The sequence below is a fragment of the Endozoicomonas sp. ALC020 genome (genome assembly GCF_049275935.1).
Taxonomy (GTDB): domain Bacteria; phylum Pseudomonadota; class Gammaproteobacteria; order Pseudomonadales; family Endozoicomonadaceae; genus Endozoicomonas_A.
This window is the reverse complement of sequence record NZ_CP184830.1, coordinates 928140-954823: the sequence shown is the minus strand read 5'-3', so window position 1 is coordinate 954823 and position 26684 is coordinate 928140. Positions and strand designations below refer to the sequence as shown.

Here is a 26684-nt window from a genome sequence, read left to right as displayed (position 1 = left end):
AGCATGGGAGCCAGAGTTTTGCGACAGCCTCCCAAAGTACGTGGTTTTGCGCTTATTCGATAATCACCGCAAAAAATAGTTCATTCGTTCAAGTACAATTCAGCCATCCCATCCAGACGACTTTTGACTTCTTTCCAGTGCGGCATAACTTGTTTCAGTAAACGCCAGAAGCGCTCACTGTGGTTATGTTCAGCAATATGGCACAGCTCATGGAGTACGACATAATCAATGCATTCCTTTGGGGCTTTCACCAGATGAGGGTTGAGTAGTAGTGAACCTTTTGCAGAGCAGCTACCCCATTGTTTCTGCATCTTCATAATGCGGAAACCGGGGATGTTTGTGACCCATGTAGCTTGAGGCAGCAAGTGGTTTAAGCGCTCCTGAAAAATGATCTCCGCCCGGTATTTATACCAGTCTTGAAGCAGCCCTTTGACTAGCTTGCCTTTATTGCTACCAAACCGTGGCAGTGTGACCAGCAGCTTTCCTCGATCCATCTTTACAGAAGCCGTTGACTCTTTATCTTCCACTACTTTCAGTACATAACGTTTGCCGAGGTAAAAGGTCATTTCGCCACTGATATACTGTTTGTCCTGCACGAACTTTTGATGACTTCTGAACTCTATCAGGGCATTCCATATCCATTTTGAACGCTTGAGGACTGCATCATGAATGTCGGGGTTCACCGCATCATCAGGGGCAGTGACTACCACTTGGCAGTCGGGGTGAACACGGATACTGATCTTTCGTTTCTTTCCCTCAGGGTGAGGCTTTCTGACAACCTCATAGGATACAGCTTCATCTCCATAGACAAAGCTGTACTCTTCCCTGGAACGTTCATCGGAACAGACGGATGCCATTATTTGTTAAGTCCTGACAAACCTGACCGTGTGATTTGCACGACATCGGTAATCAATGCCTGAGCCTTATCAATCCCGATATCACCAAACAGCAGTGGCAGAAGGCCAATAGTAATTTGGTTCTCGATTTCCTGTGGGTTAATGCTGAACTCGGCAACAGACTTCCTGACCACTTCATCAATTTTCAATGCATGCTCAAAGCACTGAGCTTCCGATGGAGTATCGTGACCGTCAGGAGGTAGTTGTTCACCCAGGTGCTTCAGGAACAACCCGTAATACGCCTGAACCTGCTGCCTGATCTGGGGTTCCAGAGATTCAAACCGATCTGCTGGAATGCTTGCAACTCTTCGCTCTTTCACCTGCTGCTCAAAGTCAGCAAAGATCAGGTACTGCTTCACCGGAGCGTCGAACATATCCCTGGTTTGCTGAATGGCTTTCTTAAGCAGTTTGGAGAAATACTCCTGTGCATACGGGTCATCAGCCAGATCCTGATCAATCATCTTGCTAATGCGGCCAGTAATCTTATCTTTCTGGTTCCGGGCTTCGTCGTCGGACATTTCCTCAGGCTTGGCGCTTTTGCCCATGTTGCCAACCAGATAAACGCCCTCAGACTCCCTGACTTCAACGCCGCCAATATGCTTATCCAGCAATGCGCGGATATTGTCTGTGTAGTCATCGTAATCGACGGTTTCTTCGGCATCCTCCCGCACTTGCTTACGCAGTTGCGACATCATCTTCAGCGTATCTTTGTAATGCTGGCGGGTAGTGGTATAGGTCCCGGGAAATAGCAGGTCAAAACTTTTGTCTTCAAAGTAAGTGGCAGATTGCAGTGCAACCTTCATGCAGTTGGCAAATGCGGTGAGTGCCGTATAAAAATCATCCCGTTTTTTCAGACGGGTATCCGTAAGCTGTCCATCAACGGTGTCAATCCTGGGAGTCAGTGCTTGTCGTAAAGCCTGTCCATCCTGCTTGTTCTTGACGCTATCGAAAATAGCCCACAGATCAGCATACAAGCTCGGTAGCTTTTTATATTCGGTGTCCATGCGGTTATAGAGACCTTTCAGGTCATCTATATCAAAGCCGCCCTGAGTGCGTTCCGCCAGATTTTGGTACTTTTCAATGGTGGCATCCAGCTCTTTGAGAATGCCCCTGTAGTCGATCAGATATCCAAACTGCTTTTTGCTATGAAGGCGGTTAACCCTTGCGATGGCTTGAATCAGGTTGTGTTGCTTCAGCGGCTTGTCGACATAGAGCACCGTGTTTTTTGGCTCATCAAAACCCGTGAGGAGCTTATCCACCACAATCATAATGTCTGGCCCATCTTCCTCACCAAACTCTGCAATGATTTTCTTGGTATAGGCTTTCTCATCCTGACTGCCAACGGTTTCTTTCCACCAGTTCTGCACCAGATCGGTACTTTCCTGATCAACACAGTCGTGCCCCTCACGGGTATCCGGTGGTGACATGGCAACAACAGAAGTGACCTTGCCAATCTCATCCAGCAATCTTTTGTATTGAATGGCTGAAGCCTTGGAGTCGCAGGCAAGCTGGCCTTTTAACCCCTGCTGCTTAAAGTTTTGGAAGTGGTCGGAAATATCATGGGCAATCAACTCAATCCGACCTTCAGTCTGATAAATCTGCCCCTTTTGAGCAAATTTCTTTTTCAGGTCTGAACGTTGTTTTTCGGTCGGCTTCTCGGTGATTCGATCAAACCACGCATCAATGGCTTTATCATTGGTAGAAAGTTCAGGAATACGCTCTTCATACAACAATGGTGTTACAGTGCCATCTTCTACTGCCTGCTGCATGGTGTAAGAGTGGATGATCCTGCCGAACTTATTTTCAGTTTTGTCATCTTGCAGCAAAGGTGTGCCAGTGAAGGCAATATACGCCGCCTTGGGTAAGGTTTGCTGCATGCGGATATTGTTTTCACCATTCTGGCTCCGGTGCCCTTCATCAACCAGCACAATGATATCCGGGCTGTCGTTGTAGCAATCCGGTAGTTTGATGGCTGTCCCGAACTTATCAATGATGGAGAAAATGATTCGCTCATTGCCCTTACCAATTTGTTCGGCCAGCCGCTTGCCAGTGGTTGCCATGGCATCTTTTTTATCTTTGCCGGAGAGAGCACCGCCAGAGGCAAAAGTACGGGCAAGCTGATCTTCCAAATCAACCCGATCTGTTACCACCACAACCCGACACTTCGCCAGTTCAGGCAACCAGATCAGTGCTTTGGACAGAAAGACCATGGTGAAGGACTTACCAGAGCCTGTGGTATGCCAGATCACACCACCATTACGTGCTCCCCGTCGTTCACCCGGTAAAGAGTCATCAAAGGAGGTAATGCGTTTGATCAGCGCTTTAATACCAAATACTTGCTGGTAACGGGCAACAATCTTGCCTGCTTTTTTATCGAACAGGGTAAAAAGCCGGGTGAGTTCTAACAGCCGGTCTGGGCGCAGCATAGAAATCAATAAACGGTCTTGGTCAGTTACTACCAAGTCGCCACCGGAAATCAGGGAAAGAAATTCAGTCTTTACTTTCTGTGGCCTATGGGCAAACAAGGCTTCAATCTGAACTTCTGACAGAGGCTTGTTTTTCAATTCAGCAAACTCTGCCTCAGTGATCTCTTCCTCTTTCCACTTCGCCCAAAATTTTGCCGGTGTGCCACAGGTGCCATAAAGACCATCGCTACCGTTAATGGATAACAATAATTGGTTATAGGCAAACAGGTGTGGAATTTCACCAACCTTCTGGTTTCGAATATTCTGCGAAATCCCTTCTGCAACCGTCGGTTTGCCAGTGGTCGAAGAGTCAGGGCGTTTCGCTTCAATCACCACCCATGGCAAACCATTGACGAAACAGACGATATCAGGAATCCGCTTTCCTGTACCTTGGCTGTTCTCAACTTCCAGTTCTTCAGTGAAGTGGTAAACGTTATTTTCCGGGTGCTCCCAGTCAATAATCTGAATGGTTGGGTTGGCCTTTTTACCCTCTATAAATTCAGTAACACCGATGCCGTAGGTCAGGGCGTTATAAAGCTTCTCATTGGCGGCTCTCAACCCTTCGTTCATGGCTGGGTTGGAAAGTTCCTGAACGATTTTGTCGATAGCGGCTGGGGAAAGCGGGTGCGCTTTTCCCATGAAACTGAATGTTTTTTTGGCCAAAATACCACGAAGTACCGATGGCAAAGTGACCGCAGAGAGGCTGCCACGCTGCGACAGGCACACTTTTGGGGGGATAAACTCATAACCCAGGTTACTGAGCAGGGACAGAGCAGGGATTTTTGCGCTTTGCTCTTCCTTGAAGTTGGGCAAAATAATATCAGTCATTACTAATCCATTGCCGCAAAATATTGATCGTTACAGGAGCAAATGCTTCAAGTTTTCCATCTACAGGAACAGAAAGCTCATCAATGAGTATTTCTATCAACTCGTTATCATCCAGACCTTCGCCAGGATTAACGCTATTTGTTAACAAGAGTGTCTGTACTAATTGCTTACGTTTTTCTATTAAGCTGCGGTTATTTCTCTCGGTATCACCAAGGTTTAAAACTCTTATTGTCTCTACTGCCTGTTGAGTCTTTCCAACTACACGACCACTGAGCTTGAAAACCAAATCTGTCTCACATTCTGGCATGAAGGGTGTCAGAGGCAATGGCTGTGAGCCGTGTGCAGCGTCACATTGGTCAGGGTTTGTACAGCTGGCAACAATGTTTGTGAAATCCAGACTGCGATGAGGTGCAATTCTTCGAGCCTCCACATGTTCATTTATGGTGTCCCGATTTTTCCCGGATACGGCTTGGCAGCAGTAAGCACAAAGGTAGTATTGTTCCTCTGCACATGCCGCCTTGATAGCCTGCCGTTCAACCTCTGACAGATCTTTATAAATACCTTTTGGGTTTCTCTGCTTCCATTTGGTAAGAAGTTCAGGCTCAACCCCCGGAGTTTTACTAACCCTTCGCACTACGCAACTCCTGTTTACGGAGCATCAGCCTGGCTTTGGCAAGCTCCAGATTGCTCTCAGGGAGGTCGTCCTCCAGCACCTCTAATAGTTGATTTGCCAGTTTAAAATCCGAGTCATGTATTGCATCAAGTAGATCATTGAGCTTGATATTCACCGCTTCATTTCTGATATCGGTATCCATGATGTCAAGCAAAACAGTATTCGCATCTTCACCGTACAGTGGTGGGAGCTGCTTTAACTCGTCATCCTTAATCAAGTATGTCAAAACGTCTTTACTATCACTGATGACCAGAGGTGAATGGGTAGTCAGGACAAACTGACAAGCAGGGAATGTCTCAGAGAGTTGATTTATTAAGGTGCGTTGCCATTTTGGGTGCAGGTGCATATCAACTTCATCAATAAGCACAATCCCTTCGCCTTCCAAAGGATTCGCCAAGTCCGGGTTCATTACAGCTAACCTTCGGGCAATGTCTCCTATCAGAGCCATAAGAGACTTCTCCCCCTGTGAAAGTTGGGCAACATTATAAGTGTCGCCGGACTTATCTACAGACATATGAAGCCTTGGCTTACGCTTGACCCGCAAATTTGAAAACTCAGGCATGAATTTGTAGATCGCCGTGCGGACTGCATTCAGTTGTCTATCCCTGGTTGAAGCTTTTAGTGCAGTAAGCCGCTCCCAGGTATCTTCATCTTCACCCAACAATGAACGAATATTCTGCAGGACTTCATCAGAAACCCCGGATTCATTTTCACTGTCCTCGCGTTCCCTATACCATTCAAAGAAACGCCTGAAATCTACGCCCTGACTCAGTGACTTGTCGTAGCCATCAAGCTGAAAAAAGGTGTGCTTATCCTTTATTTTGAGCGGGATATCCAAAACAACCCGTTCGACTGAATAAAAGGCGATCAAAGGTAAGCTGGTGTTTTCAAACCTGGAAAGCAACGTCCGGTAATGGTCTGCCAGTGCTTTAGCACCGGAATACTCACTTTTAAACTCACTCTTGCGACCTTTTCGTGACCTCGCAACTCGCCATGAAAAACAGTTTACTTCACAGGATTCAATTTCCCCATCTTCTGACCGACCATCGATGTGATGAAAAATATCGATATCCATGGCAGCGCCATTTTGATCGTTTTTTATGACGAGTTCAGGTATTGGATTACCCGCGCTTTTATCACTTTGTATGCGTGAAACCAGCCAGCTTAGAGAGGTAGCCAGAGAGCGTAAAATCGAGGTTTTACCGGAGCCGTTATTGCCAACAAATACTGTGACATTGCTTCGCAGGTTGCCCAATGGGGCGAGCATGATCTCAAGCTCAGAAAAACGCCCGACATTGTGCAATGTCAGTTTTTTAACCTCCATTAGTCTGCTCCCTGTTCATTGCTATTGGCTTCCACCTTAACCCTGCGTTTGCCGGTTAACAACTGTTGCCGCTGCAGCTCCAGTTGCAGGCGCAGCTCCTCTTCACTGGGCAACTCCAGCTTGTACTTGGAAGCAAACAGTTGCTGACTGTCGTTCAGCACAGAATATTTGGCGACAGTGTGACTGCCTTCGGAGCAGAGAATCAGGCCAATGGTGGGGTTATCATCCCCACGGCGTTTTTTCTCTTCATACATGCGCACATACATGTCCATTTGCCCCACATCCTGATGGGTGAGCCTGTGCATTTTCAGGTCGATCAGAAGGAAGCACTTGAGATGGAAGTTGTAAAACACCAGATCGATAAAATAATCGCCATCGTCTGTGCTGATGCGTTGCTGCCTCTCGACAAATGCAAAACCCTTGCCCAGCTCCAGCAGGAATTTTTGCAGACTGTTGATCAACTCCTGCTCAAGCTCATTTTCCTGAACTGAACCAGCAGGCAGGTTGAGGAAATCCAGAATATAGGGGTCACGCAGGTAGTCCTGCGGTGTGTCTTGCAGAACCGAGGTCTTTTGCTCGGCTTCTGCCAGTACAGGCTGCAAACCGTGCTTTCCGTGCTGGGTCGCCAGCAGGCGCTCGTAGTACAGTGTCCCCATCTGGCGCTCAAGGGCACGGGCGCTCCAGCATTGCTCTGCAGCTTCCTTCATATACCACTGGCGAGCCCGTTCATTTTCGATGCGTGTCAGTGCTCGGTAGTGGGTCCATGACAATTCGAGACGCAGTGCGTCTCGTTTTGGAAAACAGAGGTAAAATGCCCGCATTTTTCGCAGATTGGTGAGATCAAACCCCTTGCCAAACTCCCGGCTGAGGCTTTCGGAGAGCTTTTTTAATACCTTTTTGCCGTAAGCCGCACGGGTTTCGCCCTGCTGTTCATCCTCAACAATCAGGCGACCAATTTCCCAGTAGGTCTGCACCATGGCGGCATTGACCACCGTCACCACCCGCTGGCGACCTTGGGTCAGCAGCTTACGGATATTGTTAAGCAGCTTGTCGTGCTGGCTTTCGCTCATCAGGCGGCCTCCTCTGCTTCAACATTGACCCGGCGCTTGCCCGTTAGCAATTGTTGCATCAGAGATTTTTTCTCTTGTTTGAGATTGGCAAGTTTTGTTTGCAGATGTTCTAGCTCACTATCAGCAGAACTGAGTACAGTCGCAATTTTTTTCTGCTCTTCTCGAGAGGGGAGTTTTATGACAACTTCTGAGACTAGGCTCCAATCTGCACGGGGCATCTTTGAACCAGCAGATTTATTGGCCTCAGAAATAAATTTATCTGTTTGCACAAGATGAAATAAGTACTCATTCAGTAACTTTTCTGAGCTATTAAATACCCAAATTTCTGTGGAGCAAACACCATCGAAAGAAGGTCTAGCAAATTTACGAAGATATGGGCGTAACTTGCCAAATATCACACTGCCAGCAGAAAAATGATTTTTTATGCTGGCTAAATCGCTTGCTTTGGCTGCTCCAATTAAACGACCAGTGTCTTTAGTAATGTGCTCTAGTTCAATGCAAGTAAAACACTCGCTGCTTTTCGAAGGATTATACTTCTTCGAAGAGATGCTCACCACATCGCCAAACCCTACTGTCTGCCATTCTCCCTCAAACTCTGCAAAGCGCTTCTTCCCAGTCAACAACTGCTGCATCAGGGCTTTTTTCTGCTGCTTACTGACCTCAATCAGCTTTTCTGTGGTTGCAATGGCTTTATCCCAAGTGCCAAGGATTTTCGCTATTTTGCGCTGTTCTGCAAGTGGGGGGATGGCAATTTTTAACCCTAAAAATTCACCTTTTGTGATGTTTTTCATCGAACCACTTGTACCTGTAGCTAGATTCGACAACACATATCGAGAATGGTCTGAAGCCAAGATGTAACTGAGCCATTTCATACAAACATTTTGTTCGGGTTCAATCTGCCACAGCTTGTCTGGGAGAAAGAGATCAAGATAGTCTTCCTCTACATATGCACTCGCACCTACCAATTCTTCGGTATTGCTGCGACTAATGACGATTTGTCCTTTTCGAGGGTGAGTCTTAGCTCTCTTCAATTCAGAGTTTGAAATAATAGCTTTGACCGCATTGGGATCAAACCGGCCATAAGAAACTGCACTTACTTTCAGTACGCCTTTCTCAGTACCTTTCAGAGCACGGTCTTCCCCGTTGACACTTACGCCTGATTCTAAGCCTTGAATCAAATCACCAACACGACCATCAATCCATCCTTTAGGAAGCATATCCCAACTCCTTCAGGTAGCCCGCCATTTCCGCTTCCAGACCAGTCAGTTCAGTTGCACCAAAAAGCAATTGTGCAACGGTGCGTTGCACAATTTCGAAATCAGGCCAGCTGGCGGCAAATTTTGCCATATATTTCAAGTTCCTGGGGCTGAATCCGGACAGCGCAGGCAGTTGTTTTTTCAGATCCTGCGACAGGCGGTCAATGACCTTTGCTCCCCAGCCAGCCTCCTGCTGTTTGGTTAAAATCTTTTGTCCCAGATGCCAGTACAGGAGAATTTGCTCCACATTGACTTTTTGCAGGGCTATCATTCTTCGGCTGGCAACGGTTTCAACCATCAGGGCCAGAAATTCGGGATAATCACCAGGCAGGTTGCTCAGGGTCTCACCCACAGGAAAGCAAACACCTTCACGTTTGGGGTCCACTCGCTGCTTGCGTTTGCCTTGCTTATTACCCTTATCACTCATACCCAAGCTCCTCCAGGTAACCCTGCATTTCTTTTTCTAAACCTGCCAGCTCCAGCTGTAACTCCAAACGTTCAGCGCGCACCGCCATCAAGTCAATCTCCTCTTCCTCTTCAAAGGTATCCACATAGCGGGGAATATTCAGGTTGTAATCGTTTTCCTGAATTTCTTCCAAGGTGGCGAGGTAGGCGTATTTATCTACTGTCAGACGATCCTGATAGGTATCTACAATCTTCTGGATATTTTCAGGAGTAAGCTGATTCTGGTTCTTGCCAGACTTAAACCCACGAGAAGCATCAATAAATAGAACTTTGTCGTCAGTTTTCTGTTTCTTGAATATAAGAATGGCAGCAGGAATTCCAGTTCCAAAGAACAGCTTCTCTGGCAGGCCTATCACGGTATCCAGCAGGTTCTCATCAATCAGTTGCTTACGGATTTTCCCTTCAGACGATGCCCGAAACAAAACGCCGTGAGGCACAACCACACCCATGCGGCCCGTTTGTGGTTTCAGGGTTTCAATCATATGGCTGATAAAGGCGTAATCACCTTTGGTTTTTGGTGGAATACCCCGGCGAAAGCGACCAAAGGGATCGTGCTCAGCATCATCATGCCCCCACTTATCAAGGGAGAATGGTGGATTGGCAGTCACCACATCAAAGTGCAGCAGACCTCCGTTTTGGTCCTGTAATTTGGGGTTGCGGATGGTGTCGCCCCATTCAATACGGTGATTATCTTCCCCATGGAGGAACATATTCATCTTTGCCAGAGACCATGTAGAACCAATGGCTTCCTGACCAAACAGAGCGTATTTTTTGGAGCCGTTATAGTTTTTCTGGATTTGCTTGCCGCACTTCATCAGCAGTGAGCCAGAACCACAGGCAGGATCGCAGATCTGGTCGCCTTCTTCAGGCTCCAGCAAGATGGATAAAAGATCGGATACTTCAGGTGGGGTATAGAACTCACCGGCAGATTTACCACTACCCGCTGCAAAGTGTTTAATCAGGTATTCGTAGGCGTTACCGATGACATCCAATGAACCCACACGGCTTGGTCTGAGATTGAGGGTTTCTTTGCCAAAATCTTCCAGCAGGTGACGCAGAATATCGTTCTTCTGCTTTTCATCGCCCAGCTTGTCGGTATTGAAGCTGATGTCCTGAAACACGTTTTTCAGCTTTGTGCCGTTGGCTTCCTCAATGGCATGGAGTGCCTGGTCGATACGGCTACCGTTACCTGCCTCATGACGTTTAGCGTAAAGATCCCAGAAGGTGCAGTCAGCAGGGATTTTGAAAGACTGGCTCGCCAACATCGCATCAACCATCGCCTGGTTGCCAGCAAACTGGGTGGACAGCTCATCGAGCCTGTCTTGGTGTACGTCTGAGATGTACTTCAGGAACAACATCGTCAGGATGAAATCTTTATAAATGGAAGGGTCAACCGTGCCTCGGAAAGTGTCGCAGGCTTTCCACACTGTATTGTTGATTTCCTGCTGGTTAATGGGAGTGTTTGGCATATCTGCTCTCAACGTCTTCTGTCTATGTGTCTGGTAAAAAGTATCAGGTAAATTGGGTTATGCTTTGGCGATCAGATCATTGGCAATAATGCTTAGTTGCTGCTGACGGTTAACGATCAACCGTTGTAGCAGGGCATTCTCTTTAATGCTTGCCCGGTACAGTTTGGCAATGGTGTTCTGGGTTGTAAGGTCTGGCAGGGTGACTGCGGTTTCTGCAAGCACCGGCTTGCGGATATTGACCTGATGACTGCCTTCGGCACTGTTGCGAAAGTAGCGTTGAACAGGAGACTGGTTTAGCTGCCAAGTCAGAAACTCAGGATTCACCCTGTCTTTACAGGCGGAATTGACCCGAAGCAAAAATAAACTGGGAGCCAGCGTTACCTGCGGCATTTCGTCAGCGATATAGCTGGCAATATACCGGCCTCCCTTGGCAATAAACAGAATGTCACCCTGTTGAAGCCAGTCGGCCTTGCGCTTACCTGTCAGTTCTGTGGTGATCAGGTTCTCAGTGCTCAGCTCACCCAAGTCAGAAATATCCTTTGCCTGAACTACCCGAACATAGCCGTTTGCCACTTTTGTGATCGCACCACGGAATGGGTAGCCAGCCTGGATGCTGACCACTTCAGATAAAGCGATTTGATGTTCAGGAGAACTGTTTTTGACCACTGTTGGCATAAAAAGAGTCTGGATCGTAAATCTGAGGAGAGTATTGCAGTACGATAGTAATAGCTCAAGAAAAAAATGCAGTATTTGTTTTATGCAATTTTATTTTTGCTGTTCTCGTGATGCGTATCTCTTGCTTTTTGCATCATGGATTGATGATTATGAATCTGCTTTAAAGGGCGTCAAAAATTGCGTTCATGGTAAATACACATGAAGTTGAAGCGGAATTTGCAGCGCTTCGCGCAAACGCAGCAAATCGTTCATGAGAGTAATTTGGACACCTGAAGCCAGTCAAGACCGTATGGATATTTAAATAGCATGAAAGTTCAACTTAAATAGTTGTTCGTTGCCATTGTGGGAAGTCAACGGTCTCGAAAAACTCATCATGATCAAACCTTTAACAAGTATTCAGTGACTCACAAAGCGAATTCAAATTCACTCTATTCAAAAACTCTTCGGTAATTTTTATCAGCTCCGCAGATCTGAGTACCAGGGCGTTACTGTCGCCCAGTGTCTGTCGTAAGTAGGTATCATCAACCGATTTCTCAAACCACTCGGATCGATCAATTTCAGAGAACATGGCATACAGCTCTTCCGGAGAAGATGGGTCATGGGCGCCATAGTGGTTCCGATGAGGCTCAAACCGGACAGGAGCATCGCCCCAACAATAGGTTAAACGACCACCCTTCGAGTGTGTCAATTCATACAGGTAATGACAGAAGGCCTGAAGAATCGCCTGTTTGCATTTGTTCTCTAAATCACTGGCAAACTCTGCGTCCTTGTGTAACACGTCACCAGACTCAGAAATGGGTCTGTAGTGGTTGTAAATACCATTCATGTAGCCTCGGTTTGAGACCACATTATCCTGTTTGACTTTTTCCAATAACCGCTTTAAATCAGGGTTTTTCTTAGCTTTCAGTTGCAACAGGTCCTGGGCTTTTTTATCAATTAATGTGCTGCTCAGGAAAGGGTGGCCCAGGATAATCAGCGGACGGTGTCTGGCTCTGACCGAGCGCAACTGCACAAATGCGGGCTGGTTCACCAGCATTCGTTCTATATTCGGAACACCCTCAGGGTCATCCGTCCAGGCGGTATCTAAAGATGGGTTGGTAATTTTATCATTAAGGGATGGCGAAGCCCCTTCGTGACAATGACTGACGAGCATGTCATTGCCTTTTCTCCTCAGAAAGTCTTTATAAATCGACCGCCAGTTATGGCTTTTTTTCCCCCTTTTCAGTAATGTCTGATGCCACATTTTCAGGCAATTCATAGCTTCAACCTTTAGTTCTTCGACACCTTTCAGACGCATCAACAGCTCGTGATGTTGAGTGGGCATAATAATGCTGCGGCTATACCTTGGCACTGGATCCGGATCCAGCCAACCCAATTTCAGAACTTTAAGGGCAAAGCGAATAATCGAGGGGTTGGTCAAGTCAGTGTCCTCAAGTATATCCACCATTGAGCCCAACCAGTCGAGGTAGTTTGCTCTACCCTGAACAATTATTTTTGAATGCAATAATTGGAGTTGTTCAATGATCCGCACTTCATCACCGTTAGATAATATTTTTTTGACAACCGCCGACATCGGCCTGGAAGGCCAATCGCGATAAAAAAACTTACCGACCAGTTGCCACTCGCGAAAGGTCAATGCTTTTGTCTCCAGCGACTCTAAAATTGAGATCCCAAGGGAGAAACCGGTTAAATCTTTTCCTTCCCAAAGCTTCAATACTGTTTCGCGGATATCCAGGTTTTTTCCCGGTAATGCGCCGCCTGTCTCAATGACCTTGTTAAGTTCCTCAAGGCTCAGACCATAGGTCTTAGCCAAAGTTTGTTGTTGTGCTGAATCAGCACCCTTCAGAAGACCCTGCAGGAGATCCCTCGCCTTCTTTAAATCACTACTGACTTTTTTGTTGTGCTGAAAGTCAGATGGGAATTTTCTTACCTCTAAAGGCACCCCGCCCAAATCCACTGACTTCCAGGTTTGGCCTCTATCCATGGAACACTCGGCAAAGGCGTGAGAAGGGTTGCCAATTTGCCGACACGGAATCCCGAAGTAGCGACATAAAGCGACAAAAACAGGCACACGATGACGACAGCTTCCTTGCCGTTTTGTTACCAGGAATTGAAAGAAATTTTCATTGCTCTCTGCTACGGCGGTACCGGAGAACTGTTGGCAATAGTCCTTGATCGCCTCAATGCGTTGCGTCGTGTTTTTTGCGTTCATTATTGCCTGCAAAGGCACCTTTATTTCAGGCAGTTGTTGTTCAACCTCATCAAACAGTTTGTTCAATACTGCTTCCATACCTTTGGAGCAGCGGGCGTCAAAACCTATTGATTGTGCTGGCTGGACTTTTTTAGTCAGTGTTTTTTTGCTCGCCTCTCTGGGTTCCACGACATAAGTAAATTCAATAATCTGACCGGCTTTGGCTTCGGGAACTGACAGTGTGTGCAGCCCGGTATATCGATCCCTGAGCAGTGTATACGGCAAAGCGGGTTCAATACGCAGGGCCACGACATAGTCTTCAGGCGTCAGACTGGGCAATGCATATTGACCATTGCTTGATGGCGCTTTGTAGTTTGCCAGTGTTTGGTTGTTGGCTAACGTCAGTTCCTGGTTACGCCCCGGTAACTCTTCGGGTATAAGGGTTTCGGTCCCCTGAAGGTGTTGATCACTCATTTCGGTCAGCACGACCTCACCCCCGGCAGATACACTAATATCCTCAGCCTGCAGGCGATACATATGGCGAGGGTAATCCGTGTCAAAAATTTTATAGTCGTCGACTTTTGACTTCTTACTGCACTCATAGTCCGTGTCACGGTCCAGGGTCTTACCCTGTTTCCCGCGAGCTTTTGAGATGTATTCTTCAGGAGCGTTATCACCGTCAATCGTTATATCTTCGTGAGTCTGATCGTTCACACAATGGTTCAGCAGATCACTGATCTGATGCCAGAACGCAGGCCACCATTGAACTTCACTGGCTTTCCACGCCCTTATCTGCTGGTCAGCCGCCTCGAGATAAGGCTGGTTGGTTGACGTTTTCAGCGTTTGTTTCTGTGCATTCGTCAGTGGAAATACGCTATCAGCGTCCACGCCCAACTGGCCATACTCGCGATCAAACCAGCGTTGCTGCCAGTGTCGGTAAAGTGTCTGGGTGAGAATATCGTCGGATTCATCCGGTTTCACTGAAAGACCCGATGTCTGCCAGCGGGTACGTGCCAGCATCCTGATAATTTCCGTTCTGGCTTCCTCACCATTCAGATCAGTTTTGATACGAATTTCATGGCGTTTTTCATCCATACTGTTGCAATAACTGCGTCGTATCAACCAGGGTCGATCAATACCTGATACCCTTTGGTTGAACCATTCGCAAAGTCTGGTATCAAGTGCTTCGTTACTCATGGCAATAGCCGATGACCCGGGCAGTTCTTCCAGCGTCAGCCTGGCTGCCATCAGGTAAAGCCGGTAGTGCCGTTGGAAGCATTGATTCAGTCCGTTTTCGGTAAAATCCCATGCTCTGATAACAGCCCTGGCGACGTTTTGTAAATCACGACTGGTTGGCTGTAACGGCAGTTTTTTGCGTTGCAGGTGAGCCCTTAAAAGACAATGTTTTTCTGTTAGCCTTTTAGCGACGAATGTCCCTTCTAAGGACTCTGGCAACACTTTCCCGGCAATGGTCTGTAATTCTGTCGGGTTATACTGCCGGATGGGCAAATGTCTGAAGCGCCCTTTCAGCGCCGGTGACAAAGGTTTTCGCCCGCTGTACTCAGGAGGGTTGATGGTGGCAAACAGGTGGAAACCCGGATGGGCATCACCGGCCAGAATGTCGTTTAACTCACCTTCCAGATGCTGGCTGTCGATCAGGTTCATTTCTGAAATTACCACGATGCCGCCCTCTACTTTTGCTTTCTGGATCACTTCACACAGTTGCTCCCAGGAACAATCACAGGCATTCAGGGGAAAGACCTTTGGCATGGTTTCTTCCCGTTCTTTAGCTTGCTGTTTGACACTTTCGATCATCAGATTCAGCGTGGCATCCTTACCCCGTCCGGCCGGACCTTCAATCAGCGTTGCCTGACGACCGCCGTGTTTTCTGTCGTGATGATAAGCCTGCTGACAGCGGCTTAAATCCTGTCCCAGCCCTTGCGCCAGATCAATGACTGCCGATCCGGAGGTATCAAACTCAGGTCGGATTTCTTTGGTCAATGTTCTGAAGTCCTGCAGAATATCTGGCAGGGTGTGGTTATGAACTCTGTCTCGCAGTGTGTTGTCCAGTTCGTAACGGGCAGCAAACCAGATTTCCAGTGCTGAGAGAGCATCCTGTTGAGTCTCGCTGATTTCGGGACCCAAGACATCCCGGAAACTTTGCTGGATCAAACTGTTCACTTGCTTACAGTTGGCACTGTCGCCTTTGGATAACGCACGATCCAGATACCAACCCACCCAGCTGCAGATATCTGTTAAATCCCTGGGAGTAAACTCATGCTCGGGCAACAGCTCCTGGTAATATTGCCACAGTGCCATCACACTCTTGCTGGCAATGTGTGCAATGTCGTTTATTTGATGCCGTTGTAACTGACTGAGCAAAGCCGGTTCCACTACTCTGTCCCGAAGGAAAGCCTGATCCAAACGCGGGTAATAAGCTCTGGGCAGTTTCTCTTTCAGGGTCGGATCCATTTGGCGCCCGGCGTAATGATCGGGGTTGCCGGTGAGAATTACCCGGTGTTTTTCGCTGACCTTGACAGGATGACCATTCACATAGATGCAGGGTTGCGGTTCCCACAGGCCGTTCAATGACGCCAGCAATCCGGCTTGGGTCAGGTTAGCCTCATCCAGCACCAGAGTGATGTATCCTCCGTCTTTGTTGGATTCGGTATTGGCCCATTCCATCAACGCCCGGTTTTGCTGCGCCATAGAGCGGTCGCCATCGGCGTGCTTTTGCCACTGCCAGCGTTTCATCAGGGTTTGTTCGCTGTCAGAAGGTCCAAGAGAAATGACCGAAGCCTGTCCTGAAGCCTTTGCCATTTTGGCGGAAAAGTAGCTTTTACCAGTGCCGGTTTCTCCCTCGAGGAATATAACAGGGGAGTCTTTAAGCCGGTCATGGAGCCGAGATAATCGACGACTTTCACGATCCTTCTGATTGGTCACGCCATGATAAAGATCCCGGGCCAGTGCAGACAGAGGCTCATCAGCGGAACCCGTCCATTTCAGTGATTCAGACAGGCGATTTTCTATGCGTTCAGTGCCTTCTGCCTCAGAACTCGCTGTTCTGGCCCTATGAAAACAATCGCTGGCCAGACCGTGGATGGCATCGGATCGGGTCTGCCCTGAGTGCAAAGGTAAGTGCCAGCCAGAAGCCAGTGCATCTTGCAAACGTTTAATCTGTCTTGTTGGCTCGATGGCCAAGGATTGCCAGGGCTTTGTTGCCGCCGGATCGACTGCTAACTGATACGCTATGGCATCTCGTTGTTTTTCAGGCGCGTGGGCCAGGATCATGGCACAGAGCCTGTCCATAACTTCTTTTTCACCCGACTCTGGAAATGGACTTTCATAGGACAGTTGTAATTCGGTACCTATAAATACTGCCGGGTCAAAGGCTCGGGCCAGTTGCCACAGGTTCCGTTTGACAAACTCTCTATCCAGTCGCGGGTCGCTATTGATGATGGCAGCTAACTGATCCGGGTCTGCGGAGGCGGCTTGATCCTCGTCCGGCATCTTATCCGGTAACAAGTGCCAACAGGCCACTTTCATAAAATCCCGCACGGACGGATGCTGCCGGATGCCATGGGTGATGACACTATTGATGGCCTTGCGCCAGTGGCGGGGCAGGAGCTGCAGGGAGTGGTCAACCTGCTGTGCTCGACGAGCAGCCAGTATCAGATTATTCAACAGCCCTTCGGTCATTTCAGGCAGAGGGCTGCAAAGGAGGTCAGGTACGGTTTTAAACGCTTTGTAAAGCTGTTTAAGCGCTTGTTCTGGCAGCTCAGTCCGGACGATACCATGCCTGCGGGCATTGATATCCCAGAGATCGAGCTCAGGACAGGACTTACCCGTGGCGACCATCCCATGAAATACTGAAGAGGCGCTTTTCACAGACTCAGGCCAGAGTATTGTGACATGAGCTCGTGGATAGGCCTGCAACTGGCCATTCACCAACAGAGGTTGCCCAATAACCAGGGGTTCCAGAAGCTGCTGAAGCGTTGGATTACTTTCCAGTCCTCTGAATACCACGGGTTTGCCAGCGGTTAATGCCTCCTGCAACTCACTCTGAGATCGTCTGAAATGCGCCTTTTGTTCCGAGGCGATATGGATATTATCAAAGAGCTGAGTGAAGCCAGTCTGTTCATTGACCTGAATGACCAGAGGGGCTTGTGGCTGATGATTAATCCAATGACTGGCCTGGGCATGTTGCTGGTAAGTGATGGTATCAAAGGTGGCATGGGCTCTGGCTTTTTCATGCAGGTTGGACAGAAAGCGCCCATCGTTTTCTGCCAATCCCAGGGCTTTTGGCTGCTGTCTTGTATGAGCCACCTGAAGTCGGGGCTCCAGGCCGGTGGTCTCGCGAAGGGTTTGCAATGAACTCAGCAAACGAAACCAGAGGGCTTCAGTAAGTGGAGATGTTACGGTGACGACACGCCCCGTCTTAACCTGTTCCAACAGGCAGGTGTTAGGGATTGCATAGCCTTCAGGCGTAATGGCAATCGGGCTCAGCCATTCTGTGATATTCCGCTGGTTAATGATGATCGGGTTTTCTGCGGCGTGCTCTTTAGACTGACTTTGGAACAGCGAATGAAGCTCGTCCTTCCCCACCGGCATCTGATAAAACTGAACATCGTCGGGTAATGGACAGACTTCCCCATTGCTCTCAAAGCACTGTTGCGCCAGCATCTGTCGAATGGTCTGTTCAAAGGTCAGATCCTGCCAGTCGGCGCCTTTCAGTATCACCCGTTGTCCGGATGTCAACTGTTCAAGCCTGCCAGGAATGTGCTGGATTCGCCCCTGTTGATCGACACCGGGAGCACCCAGCAGTAATTGTCGCCAGTTGTTGTGCAAGTGGCAGTCAATAACCAGGATAGTGTCGTCGTCCATGGCGTTTTCGGCACTGGGGAATTCAGGCAATAGCGGTGCGGCCCGGTCAATGTCCATCGATGGTTCATTGCCAGTCTCAGCCTCGAACTGCCAGGTATTGCCCGGTCGGTTAATTCGCCGCCAGAAGTCAGCGCCCGGAGCGCCGGCCGCAGGTGCCTCGTCATGCTGGCCAACCGATGTCAATTGTTCAGGGGCTGCCAGAACCAGCAGAGAAACATGCTCTCCCAGAGGGCGTTTCTTCTGGCTGACCTTGTCGTATAGACAGGGGTTATCCGGGTCCAGCAGATCGTTAAATTTTGGCAGATCCTCACTGGTGAGTTTTCGGATATCTATCACCAGGGTCAATGGTTGTGAACCTTCAAAGAGCTTGCCTGGGCGCAAAGCGTGGCGACCATTGCCGGCAATGGTCAACCGGCTCACCAGGTTAGCCTGTGCAAGGTCATCAGGGTGGGAAATAAGCGTGACATCGCGATTTTTATCGCAGGTCTGGTCAGCCAAAAGCTGACGAACCTCATCATCACTGGCGACAAAACGGAAATCGAAGGCATGAGGGTTTTTTTGGAGCGGGGAATCCGTTGAGGATACGGTTCTCGCCCTGTCAGGTGTCATAATCTGAGATGACGATAGATTCAGTTGGTAATTGAGACCAGAGCAGACAGCTTTGACGTTTGATGGTAAATCTAAATCCTGCCCTGACCTCCTGGCTGGCCTAGCCGGAACGGATTTGTTAATTTCTCCACCAATCTGACCATCCATAGTTAACCTCACTACTACCATCTGAAGGATTGCATTAAAACTGTTTAATTATTCGACCTTCAAATAATACAAAAGTTTCATTTTGGTACTGGCTCGTTGCCATTGTGGGAAGTCAACAGTCTCGAAAAACTCATCATGATCAAACCTTTAACAAGTATTCAGTGACTCACAAAGCGAATTCAAATTCACACTATTCAAAAATTCTTCGGTAATTTTTATCAGCTCTGCGGATCTGAGCACCAGGGCGTTACTGTCGCCCAGCGTCTGTCGTAAGTAGGTATCATCAACCGATTTCTCAAACCACTCGGATCGATCAATTTCAGAGAACATGGCATACAGCTCTTCCGGGGAAGATGGGTCGTGAGCGCCATAGTAGTTCCGATTGCTCACAAACCGGACAAGAGCATCGCCCCAACAATAGGTTAAACGACCACCCTTCGAGTGTGTCAATTCATACAGGTACTGACAGAAGGCCTGAAGAATCGCTTGTTTGCATTTGTCCTCTATATCACTGGCAAACTCTGCGTCCTTGTGTAACACGTCACCAGACTCAGGAATGGGTCTGTAGCGATTGTAAATACCATTCATGTAGCCTCGGTTTGAGACCACATTATCCTGTTTGACTTTTTCCAATAACCGCTTTAAATCAGGGTTTTTCTTAGCTTTCAGTTGCAACAGGTCCTGGGCTTTTTTATCAATTAATGTGCTGCTCAGGAAAGGGTGGCCCAGGATAATCAGCGGACGGTGTCTGGCTCTGACCGAGTGCAACTGCACAAATGCGGGCTGGTTCACCAGCATTCGTTCTATATTCGGAACACCCTCAGGGTCATCCGTCCAGGCGGTATCTAAAGATGGATTGGCAATTTTATCATTAAGGGATGGCGAAGCCCCTTCGTGACAATGACTGACCAGCATGTCATTCCCTTTTCTCCTCAGAAAGTGTTCATAAATCGACCACCAGCTCTTGCTTTGTTTTCCCCTTTTCAGAACAGACTGATACCACTCTTTCAGGCAATTCGAAGCTTCAATCTTCAGTTCTTCGATACCTTTCAGATGCATCAACAGTTCGTGATGTTGAAGGGGCATAATAATTTCGTCGCTGTACCTTGGCAGTGGCTTCAGCCAACCCAATTTCAGAACTTTAAGGGCAAAGCGAATAACCGAGGGGTTGGCCAGGTCACTGTGCTCAAGTATATTCACCATTGAACCCAACCACTCCAGGGGGCGTGCTTTAGCCTCAACAATCATTTTTGAGTGCAGTGATTGGAGTTGTTCGATGACCCGGACTTCATCACCGTCAGATAATATGTTTATGACAACCGCCGACATCGGCCAGAAACTCCAGTCGCAAGAAATAAACTTACCGACCAGTTGCTGCTCGAAATAGCCCAATGCCTCTGTCTCCAGCGACTCTATCATTGAGACACCCATGGAGAAACCGGTTAAATCTTTTCCTTTCCAAAGCTTCAATACCGTTTTGCAGATACTCTGGATTTTTCCTGGTAATGTACCGCCTGTCTCAATGATCCTGTTAAGTTCCTCAAGGCTCATACCATAGGTTTTAGCCAGAGTTTGTTGTTGTGCTGAATCAGCACCCACCAGAAGACCCCGCAAGAGATCCCTCGCCTTCTTTGACTCACTACTGACTTTATTGGTGCGCTGGAAGTCAGATGGGATTTTTTTTAGCTCACCAGGCGCCCCGCCTAAATCCACTGACTCCCAGGTTTGGCCTCTATCCACAGAATACTCTGCAAAGGCGTGGATATGGTTGATCATTTCCCGACATGGAATCCCAAAATAGCGACAAAAAGCAATAAAAACAGGCGTCCGATGACGACAACTGCCTTGTCGCCGTGTTACGAGGAAGTGAAAGAAATTCAGATGATGCCCTGCTGGTTCAGCACCTCCGGAAAACTTCAGGCAATAGTCCTTGATCGCCCTGATGCGTTGCGTCGTGTTTTTTGCGTTCATTATTGCCTGCAAAGGCACCTTTATTTCAGGCAGTTGTTGTTCAACCTCAGCAAACAGTTTGTTCAATACTGCTTCTATACCTTTGGAACAGCGGGCGTCAAAACGTATTGATTGTGCTGGCTGGACTTTTTTAGCCAGTGTTTTTTTGCTCGGCGCTCTGGGTTCCACGACATAAGTAAATTGAATAATCTGACCGGCTTTGGCTTCGGGAACAGACAGTGTGTGCAGCCCGGTATATCGATCCCTGAGCAGGGTACATGGCAAAACGGGTTCTATACGCAGGGCCACGATATAGTCTTCAGGTGTCAGACTGGGCAATGCATATTGACCATTGTTTGATGACGCTTTGTAGTTTGCCAGTGTCTGGTTTTTGGCTAACGTCAGTTCCTGGTTACGCCCCGGTAATTCTTCGGGTATAAGGATTTCGATCCCCTGCAGGTGTTGAACACCCATATCGGTCAGCTCGACCTCACCCCTGGCAGATACATTAATATCCCTCGCGCGCAAGCGATACATGTTGAAAGGGAAGTTCGTGTCAAAAATTTTATAATTGTCGAATACTCTCTTCTTCTGGCGCTGATAGTCCGTGGCCCGGTCCAGGGCATTGGCCTGTTTCCTGCGAACTTCTGAAATGCATTCCTCAGGAGCCTTGTCACTGTCGATCACTATATCCTGATGAGTATAATCGTGCGCACAATGGTTCAGCAGATCACTGATCTGATGCCAGAACCCAGGCCAAAATTGAACTTCACTGGCTTTCCACGCCCTTATCTGCTGGTCAGCCGCCTCGAGATAAGGCAGGTTGGTTGACGTTTTCAGCGTTTGTTTCTGTGCATTCGTGAGGGGAAATACGCTATCAGCGTCCACGCCCAACTGGCCATACTCACGGTCAAACCAGCGTTGCTGCCAGTGTCGGTAAAGTGTCTGGGTGAGAATATCGTCGGACTCATCCGGTTTCACTGAAAGACCCGATGCCTGCCAGCGGGTACGTGCCAGCATCCTGATGATTTCTGTTCTGGCTTTCTCTCCATTCAGATCAGTTTTGATACGAATTTCATGGCGTTTTTCATCCATACTCTGGCAATCACTGCGTCGTATCAACCAGGGTCGATCAATGCCTGGTACCCTTTGGTTAAACCATTCGCAAAGTCTGGTATCAAGTGCTTCGTTACTTATGGCAATAGCCGATGACCCGGGCAGTTCTTCCAGCGTCAGCCTGGCTGCCATCAGGTAAAGCCGGTAGTGCCGTTGGAAGCATTGATTCAGTCCGTTTTCGGTAAAATCCCTTGCTCTGATAACAGCCCTGGCGACGTTTTGTAAATCACGACTGGTTGGCTGTAACGGCAGTTTTTTGCGTTGCAGGTGAGCCCTTAAAAGACAATGTTTTTCTGTTAGCTTTTTAGCGGCGAATGTCCCTTCTAAGGACTCTGGCAACACTTTTCCGGCAATGGTCTGTAATTCTTCCGGGTTGTACTGCCGGATGGGCAAATGTCTGAAGCGCCCTTTCAGCGCCGGTGATAAGGGTTTTCGCCCGCTGTACTCAGGGGGGTTGATGGTGGCAAAGAGGTGGAAACCCGGATGGGCGTCACCGGCCAGAATGTCGTTTAACTCACCTTCCAGATGCTGGCTGTCGATCAGATTCATTTCCGAAATCACCACGATGCCACCATCGACTTTTGCTTTCCGGATTACTTCACACACTTTGTCCCAGGAACAATCACAGGCATTCAGGTGAAAGACCTCCGGCATGGACTCTCCCCGTTGCTTGGCCTCCTCTCTGAAACTTTCAATCAACAGGTTCAGCGTGGCATCCTTGCCCCGTCCGGCTGGACCTTCGATCAGTGTCGCCTGTCGTCCGCCGTGTTTCCTGTCGAGGTGATAAGCCTGCTGACAGCGGCTTAAATCCTGTCCAAGCTGTTGCACCAGTTCACTGACTGCTGTTCCGGAGGTGTCAAACTCAGGTCGGATTTTTTGGGTGACTGTACTGAAAGTCTCTTGAATATCTGACAGGGTCTTGTTGCGAACTCTGTCGCTCAGGATGTTCTCCGGTTGGTAACGGGCAGCAAACCAGATTTCCAGTGCTGACAGGGCATCCCGATGAGTTTCGGTGATTTCGGGCACCAGCACATCCCGAAAACCTTGTTGGATTAAACCTTGTACTTGCTTGCAGTTAACCCTGTCACCTGCGGATAACGAACGATCAAGATACCAACCCACCCAGCTGCAGATATCCGTCAGATCCCTGGGGGTAAACTCATGTTCTGGCAACAGTTCCTGATAATACTGCCAGAGTAGCATGACGCTCTCGGTGGCAATGCGTGCCATGTCGTCTATTTGCCGAGACTCCGGCAGATGCCGTTGTAAATGATTGAGCAGAGCCGGCTCCACCACTCTGTCCCGAAGAAAAGCCTGGTCCAGACGAGGATAGTAAGCCCTGGGCAGTTTCTCTTTCAGGGCAGAATCCAACTGGCGTCCGCCGTAATGAATGGGGTTACCGGTGAGAATCACCCGGTGTTCTTTGCTGACCGGGACAGGATGACCATTCACATAAATGCAGGGTTCCGGTTCCCATAAGCCGTTCAATGACGCCAGCAATCCGGTTTTGGCCAGGTTGGCTTCATCCAGAACCAGAGTGATATATTTTCCTTCAACATAGCCTCCATCTCTGGGGTGTGAGGTCTTGGCCCATTCCATCAGCGCCCGGTTTTGCTGTGCCATAGAGCGGTCGCCATCAGCGTGTTGCTGCCACTGCCAGCGTTTCATCAGGGTCTGCTCGCTGTCAGAAGGTCCAAGGGACAGCACCGCAGCCGATCCTGAAGCTTTTGCTATTTTCGCTGAAAAGTAACTTTTCCCGGTGCCGGTTTCCCCCTGCAGGAATATAACAGGAGAGTCTGTAAGCCGGTCATGGAGTCGGGATAAACGACGGCTTTCACGATCCTTCTGACTCGTCTCACCGTGATAAAGATCCCGGGCCAGTGCTGACCAGGGCTCATCAGTCAAACCCTGCCATGCCAGTGATGCAGACAGTCGATGTTTTATACGTTCAATGCCTTCTGTTTCAGAATTCGCGGTTCTGGCCATCTGAAAACAATCAGCAGCCAGTGATTTAATGGCTTCGGATCGGGTCTGCCCTGAGGGCAGAGGTAACTGCCAGCCGGAGGCCAGTGCATCCTGTAAACGTTTAATCTGTCTTGATGGCCTTAAGGCTAAGGTTTGATAGTGTTCTGCTGCCTGCGGATCGACTGCCAACTGACAGGCCATTGCCTGTCGATGTTTTTCAGGGGTATGGCTCACGATCAGGGCACAGAGTCTGTCCAGAGCGTCTTCTTTGCTCTGCTCTGGAAATGGATCGCAATAGGACAGTTGCAATTGCTTTAAGACTCCAGGGTCAGAGGCTGCTCTGATCAGCGGCCACAGGTTCTGCTTCACAAACTCTCTGTCTAACCGTAGGGCACTACTGATGATCTCATTTAACTGATCCGGATCGACCGAGGCAGTTTGATCCTCATCCCGCTTCCCGGGAGCATCTGGCAGCAACATCCAACAAGCTACTTTCATAAAATTACGCACCGGCAGACTCTGCCGCAGGCCATGGGTGATGACACTATCGACGGCCTTGCGCCAGTGGCAGGGCAGGAGCTGAAGTGAGCGGTCAACCTGCTGTGCTCGCCGGGCAGCCAGTATCAGGTTATTCAACAAGCCTGCGGACATTTCAGGCAGAGGGTTACAACAGTTGGCAGGTACGGTTTTAAACACTTCGTAAAGCAAGTTAAGGGCTCGTTCTGGCAGCTCAGTCCGGGGGATATCATGCTTGAGGGCATTGATATCCCAGATATTGACCTCAGGGCAGGGTTTACCCATGGCAAGCATCGAATTAAATACTGCAGATTGGCTTTTCGCAGATTGAGGCCAGAGTATTGTGATATGAGCTTGTGGGTAGGCCTGTAACTGGCCATTCACCAGCAGAGGTTGGCCAAAAACCAGGGGTTCAAGGAGTTGTTGAAGTGTTGGATTAGATTCGAGCCCCCGAAATACAACCTGCTTGCCAGCGGTTAATGCCTTTTGCAAGTCACTCTGATCTCGTCCAAAAAGGGCCTTTTGTTCCGAAGTGATATAGATATTATCAAATAGCTGGCTGAAGCCGGTCTGTCCATTGACCTGAATGACCAACGGTGCTGGCTGGTGTTTATTTATCCAACGACTTGCCTGGACGTGTTGCTGATAAGTGACGGTACTAAAGGTGGCCTGATCTCTGATTTTTTCCTGCAGGTTGGGCACAGACTGTTCATCGTTTTCTTCTAATCCCAGAGCTTTCGGCTGCTGTCTTGAATGGGCTACCAGAAGTCGCGGCTCCAGGTCCGTTGTCTCTCGAATAGTCTGCAATGAACCCAGCAAACGAAACCAGGCCGACTCAGTGAGGGGAGACGTGACGGTGACCGTACCACCTGCTCGAACCTGTTCCAACAGACAGCTGTTAGGGACTGCGTAGCCTTCCGGAGCAATGGCAATGGGGTTCAGCCATTCTGTGATATTACTCTGGTTAATGATGACCGGGTTTCCTGGTGCGTGCTCTTGAGACAGGCTCTGAAACAGTGAATAAAGCTCATCCTCACCCACCGGCATCTGATAAAACTGAACCTCGTCCGGTAACTGACAGACCTTCCCATTGCTCTCAAAACACTGTTGCGCCAGCATCTGTCGAATCGTCTGCTCAAAGGCCAGATCCTGCCAGTTGGCCCCTTTCAGAATCACCCTTTGTCCGGCCCTCAATAACTCAAGCCTGCCGGGGAGATGCTGAATTCGTCCCTGCTGATCCACACCGGGGCCGCCCAACAACAACTGTCGCCAGTCGTTGTGCAAGTGGCAGTTAATAAGAACGGTAACGTCGTCGTCCATGGCGCTTTCGGCAGGGGGGAGTTCAATCAATAATGGAGCAATCTCGTCTATGTCCATCGATGGGTCATTACCAGTCTGGGCCTGGAACTGCCAGCTATTTTCCGGTCGATTAATTCGCCGCCAGAAATCAGCGCCGGGTGCGTCGTCACGATGACCAACCGATGCCAACTGTTCAGGATCTGCCACGACCAATAGAGAAACATGCTCGCCCAGAGGGCGTTTTTTTTGGCTGACTTTGTCGTATAGACAGGGGGTATCCGGGTCCAGCAGATCGTTAAATTTTGGCAAATCTTCGCTGCTGAGTTTTCGGATATCCAGCACCAGAGTCAGTGGCTGTGGACTTTCGAACAGCTTGCCAGAACCCAGATTGTGGCGGCCATCGACAGAAATACTCAACCGTCTCACCAGATTGGCCTGTGAGAGGTCATCGGGGCGGGAAATAAGGATAACATCCCGTTGTTCATCGCAGGTTTGGGCCACTAAAAGCTGTCGAACTTCATCATCACTGGCGACAAAACGAAAATCGAAGGCATGAGTGGTCTTTTGGAGCGAGGAATCCGCTGAGGATACGCTTCTCGTCTGGTGAGGCGAGATCCCCGGAGCTGATGATTTATTGAGTCTGGGAGTTACATCTGAGCAGACCTCTGCAATCCTTGACGGTGCATCCAGCTTTGCTCTCTTGTCTGGCACGCTGCAATCAGGTAAGGGTTGTTTATTTCTCCAGCCAATCTGGCCATCCACGGTAAATCTCGCTCCTGTTATTTGAAGGACTGCATTGAAATGGTTTGATTTCGTATGGTTGAGTACTTATGTGACCTTCAGGCGGGAGGAAAGTTCCATTGGGTTAGTTAGACGCAGGGCAATG

Annotated in this window: 11 protein-coding genes; all 11 read right to left on the bottom strand. The window is 48.8% G+C overall.

Annotation, left to right across the window (positions count from 1 at the left end):
• Positions 1–80: 80 nt before the first annotated feature.
• Positions 81–857, bottom strand: coding sequence for a M48 family metallopeptidase (locus tag ACOJUO_RS03405; RefSeq protein ID WP_422138908.1), 777 nt, complete (start codon positions 855–857; stop codon positions 81–83).
• Positions 857–4189, bottom strand: coding sequence for a type I restriction endonuclease subunit R (locus tag ACOJUO_RS03400; RefSeq protein ID WP_422138907.1), 3333 nt, complete (start codon positions 4187–4189; stop codon positions 857–859). Before ACOJUO_RS03400 ends, ACOJUO_RS03405 begins: the two co-directional genes overlap by 1 nt.
• Positions 4182–4823 carry a hypothetical protein gene (locus tag ACOJUO_RS03395; protein ID WP_422135350.1) on the bottom strand — a complete coding sequence of 214 codons (642 nt, stop codon included), beginning with the start codon at positions 4821–4823 and terminating at the stop codon, positions 4182–4184. Before ACOJUO_RS03395 ends, ACOJUO_RS03400 begins: the two co-directional genes overlap by 8 nt.
• Positions 4810–6186: an AAA family ATPase gene (locus ACOJUO_RS03390; RefSeq protein ID WP_422135349.1), complete on the bottom strand. Its 1377-nt coding sequence runs from the start codon at positions 6184–6186 to the stop codon at positions 4810–4812. The genes ACOJUO_RS03395 and ACOJUO_RS03390 overlap by 14 nt, the downstream gene beginning before the upstream one ends.
• Positions 6186–7256, bottom strand: a complete 1071-nt coding sequence (locus tag ACOJUO_RS03385; RefSeq protein ID WP_422135348.1) for a PDDEXK nuclease domain-containing protein — start codon at positions 7254–7256, stop codon at positions 6186–6188. The genes ACOJUO_RS03390 and ACOJUO_RS03385 overlap by 1 nt, the downstream gene beginning before the upstream one ends.
• Positions 7256–8473, bottom strand: coding sequence for a restriction endonuclease subunit S (locus ACOJUO_RS03380; RefSeq protein WP_422138906.1), 1218 nt, complete (start codon positions 8471–8473; stop codon positions 7256–7258). The genes ACOJUO_RS03385 and ACOJUO_RS03380 overlap by 1 nt, the downstream gene beginning before the upstream one ends.
• Entirely contained in the window at positions 8463–8939 is a 477-nt protein-coding gene (locus tag ACOJUO_RS03375) for a DUF1016 N-terminal domain-containing protein (protein ID WP_422138905.1), read from the bottom strand. Before ACOJUO_RS03375 ends, ACOJUO_RS03380 begins: the two co-directional genes overlap by 11 nt.
• Entirely contained in the window at positions 8932–10446 is a 1515-nt protein-coding gene (locus tag ACOJUO_RS03370; RefSeq protein WP_422138904.1) for a type I restriction-modification system subunit M, read from the bottom strand. Before ACOJUO_RS03370 ends, ACOJUO_RS03375 begins: the two co-directional genes overlap by 8 nt.
• 57 nt (positions 10447–10503) lie before the next feature.
• Complete coding sequence (locus ACOJUO_RS03365; protein ID WP_422138903.1) at positions 10504–11121, bottom strand: restriction endonuclease subunit S; 618 nt, start codon at positions 11119–11121, stop codon at positions 10504–10506.
• A gap of 385 nt (positions 11122–11506) precedes the next feature.
• A complete protein-coding gene (locus ACOJUO_RS03360; RefSeq protein WP_422138902.1) occupies positions 11507–18952 on the bottom strand; it encodes an AAA family ATPase in 7446 nt (2481 codons plus the stop codon).
• 147 nt (positions 18953–19099) lie between these two features.
• A complete protein-coding gene (locus ACOJUO_RS03355; RefSeq protein ID WP_422138901.1) occupies positions 19100–26560 on the bottom strand; it encodes an AAA family ATPase in 7461 nt (2486 codons plus the stop codon).
• Positions 26561–26684 lie beyond the last annotated feature (124 nt).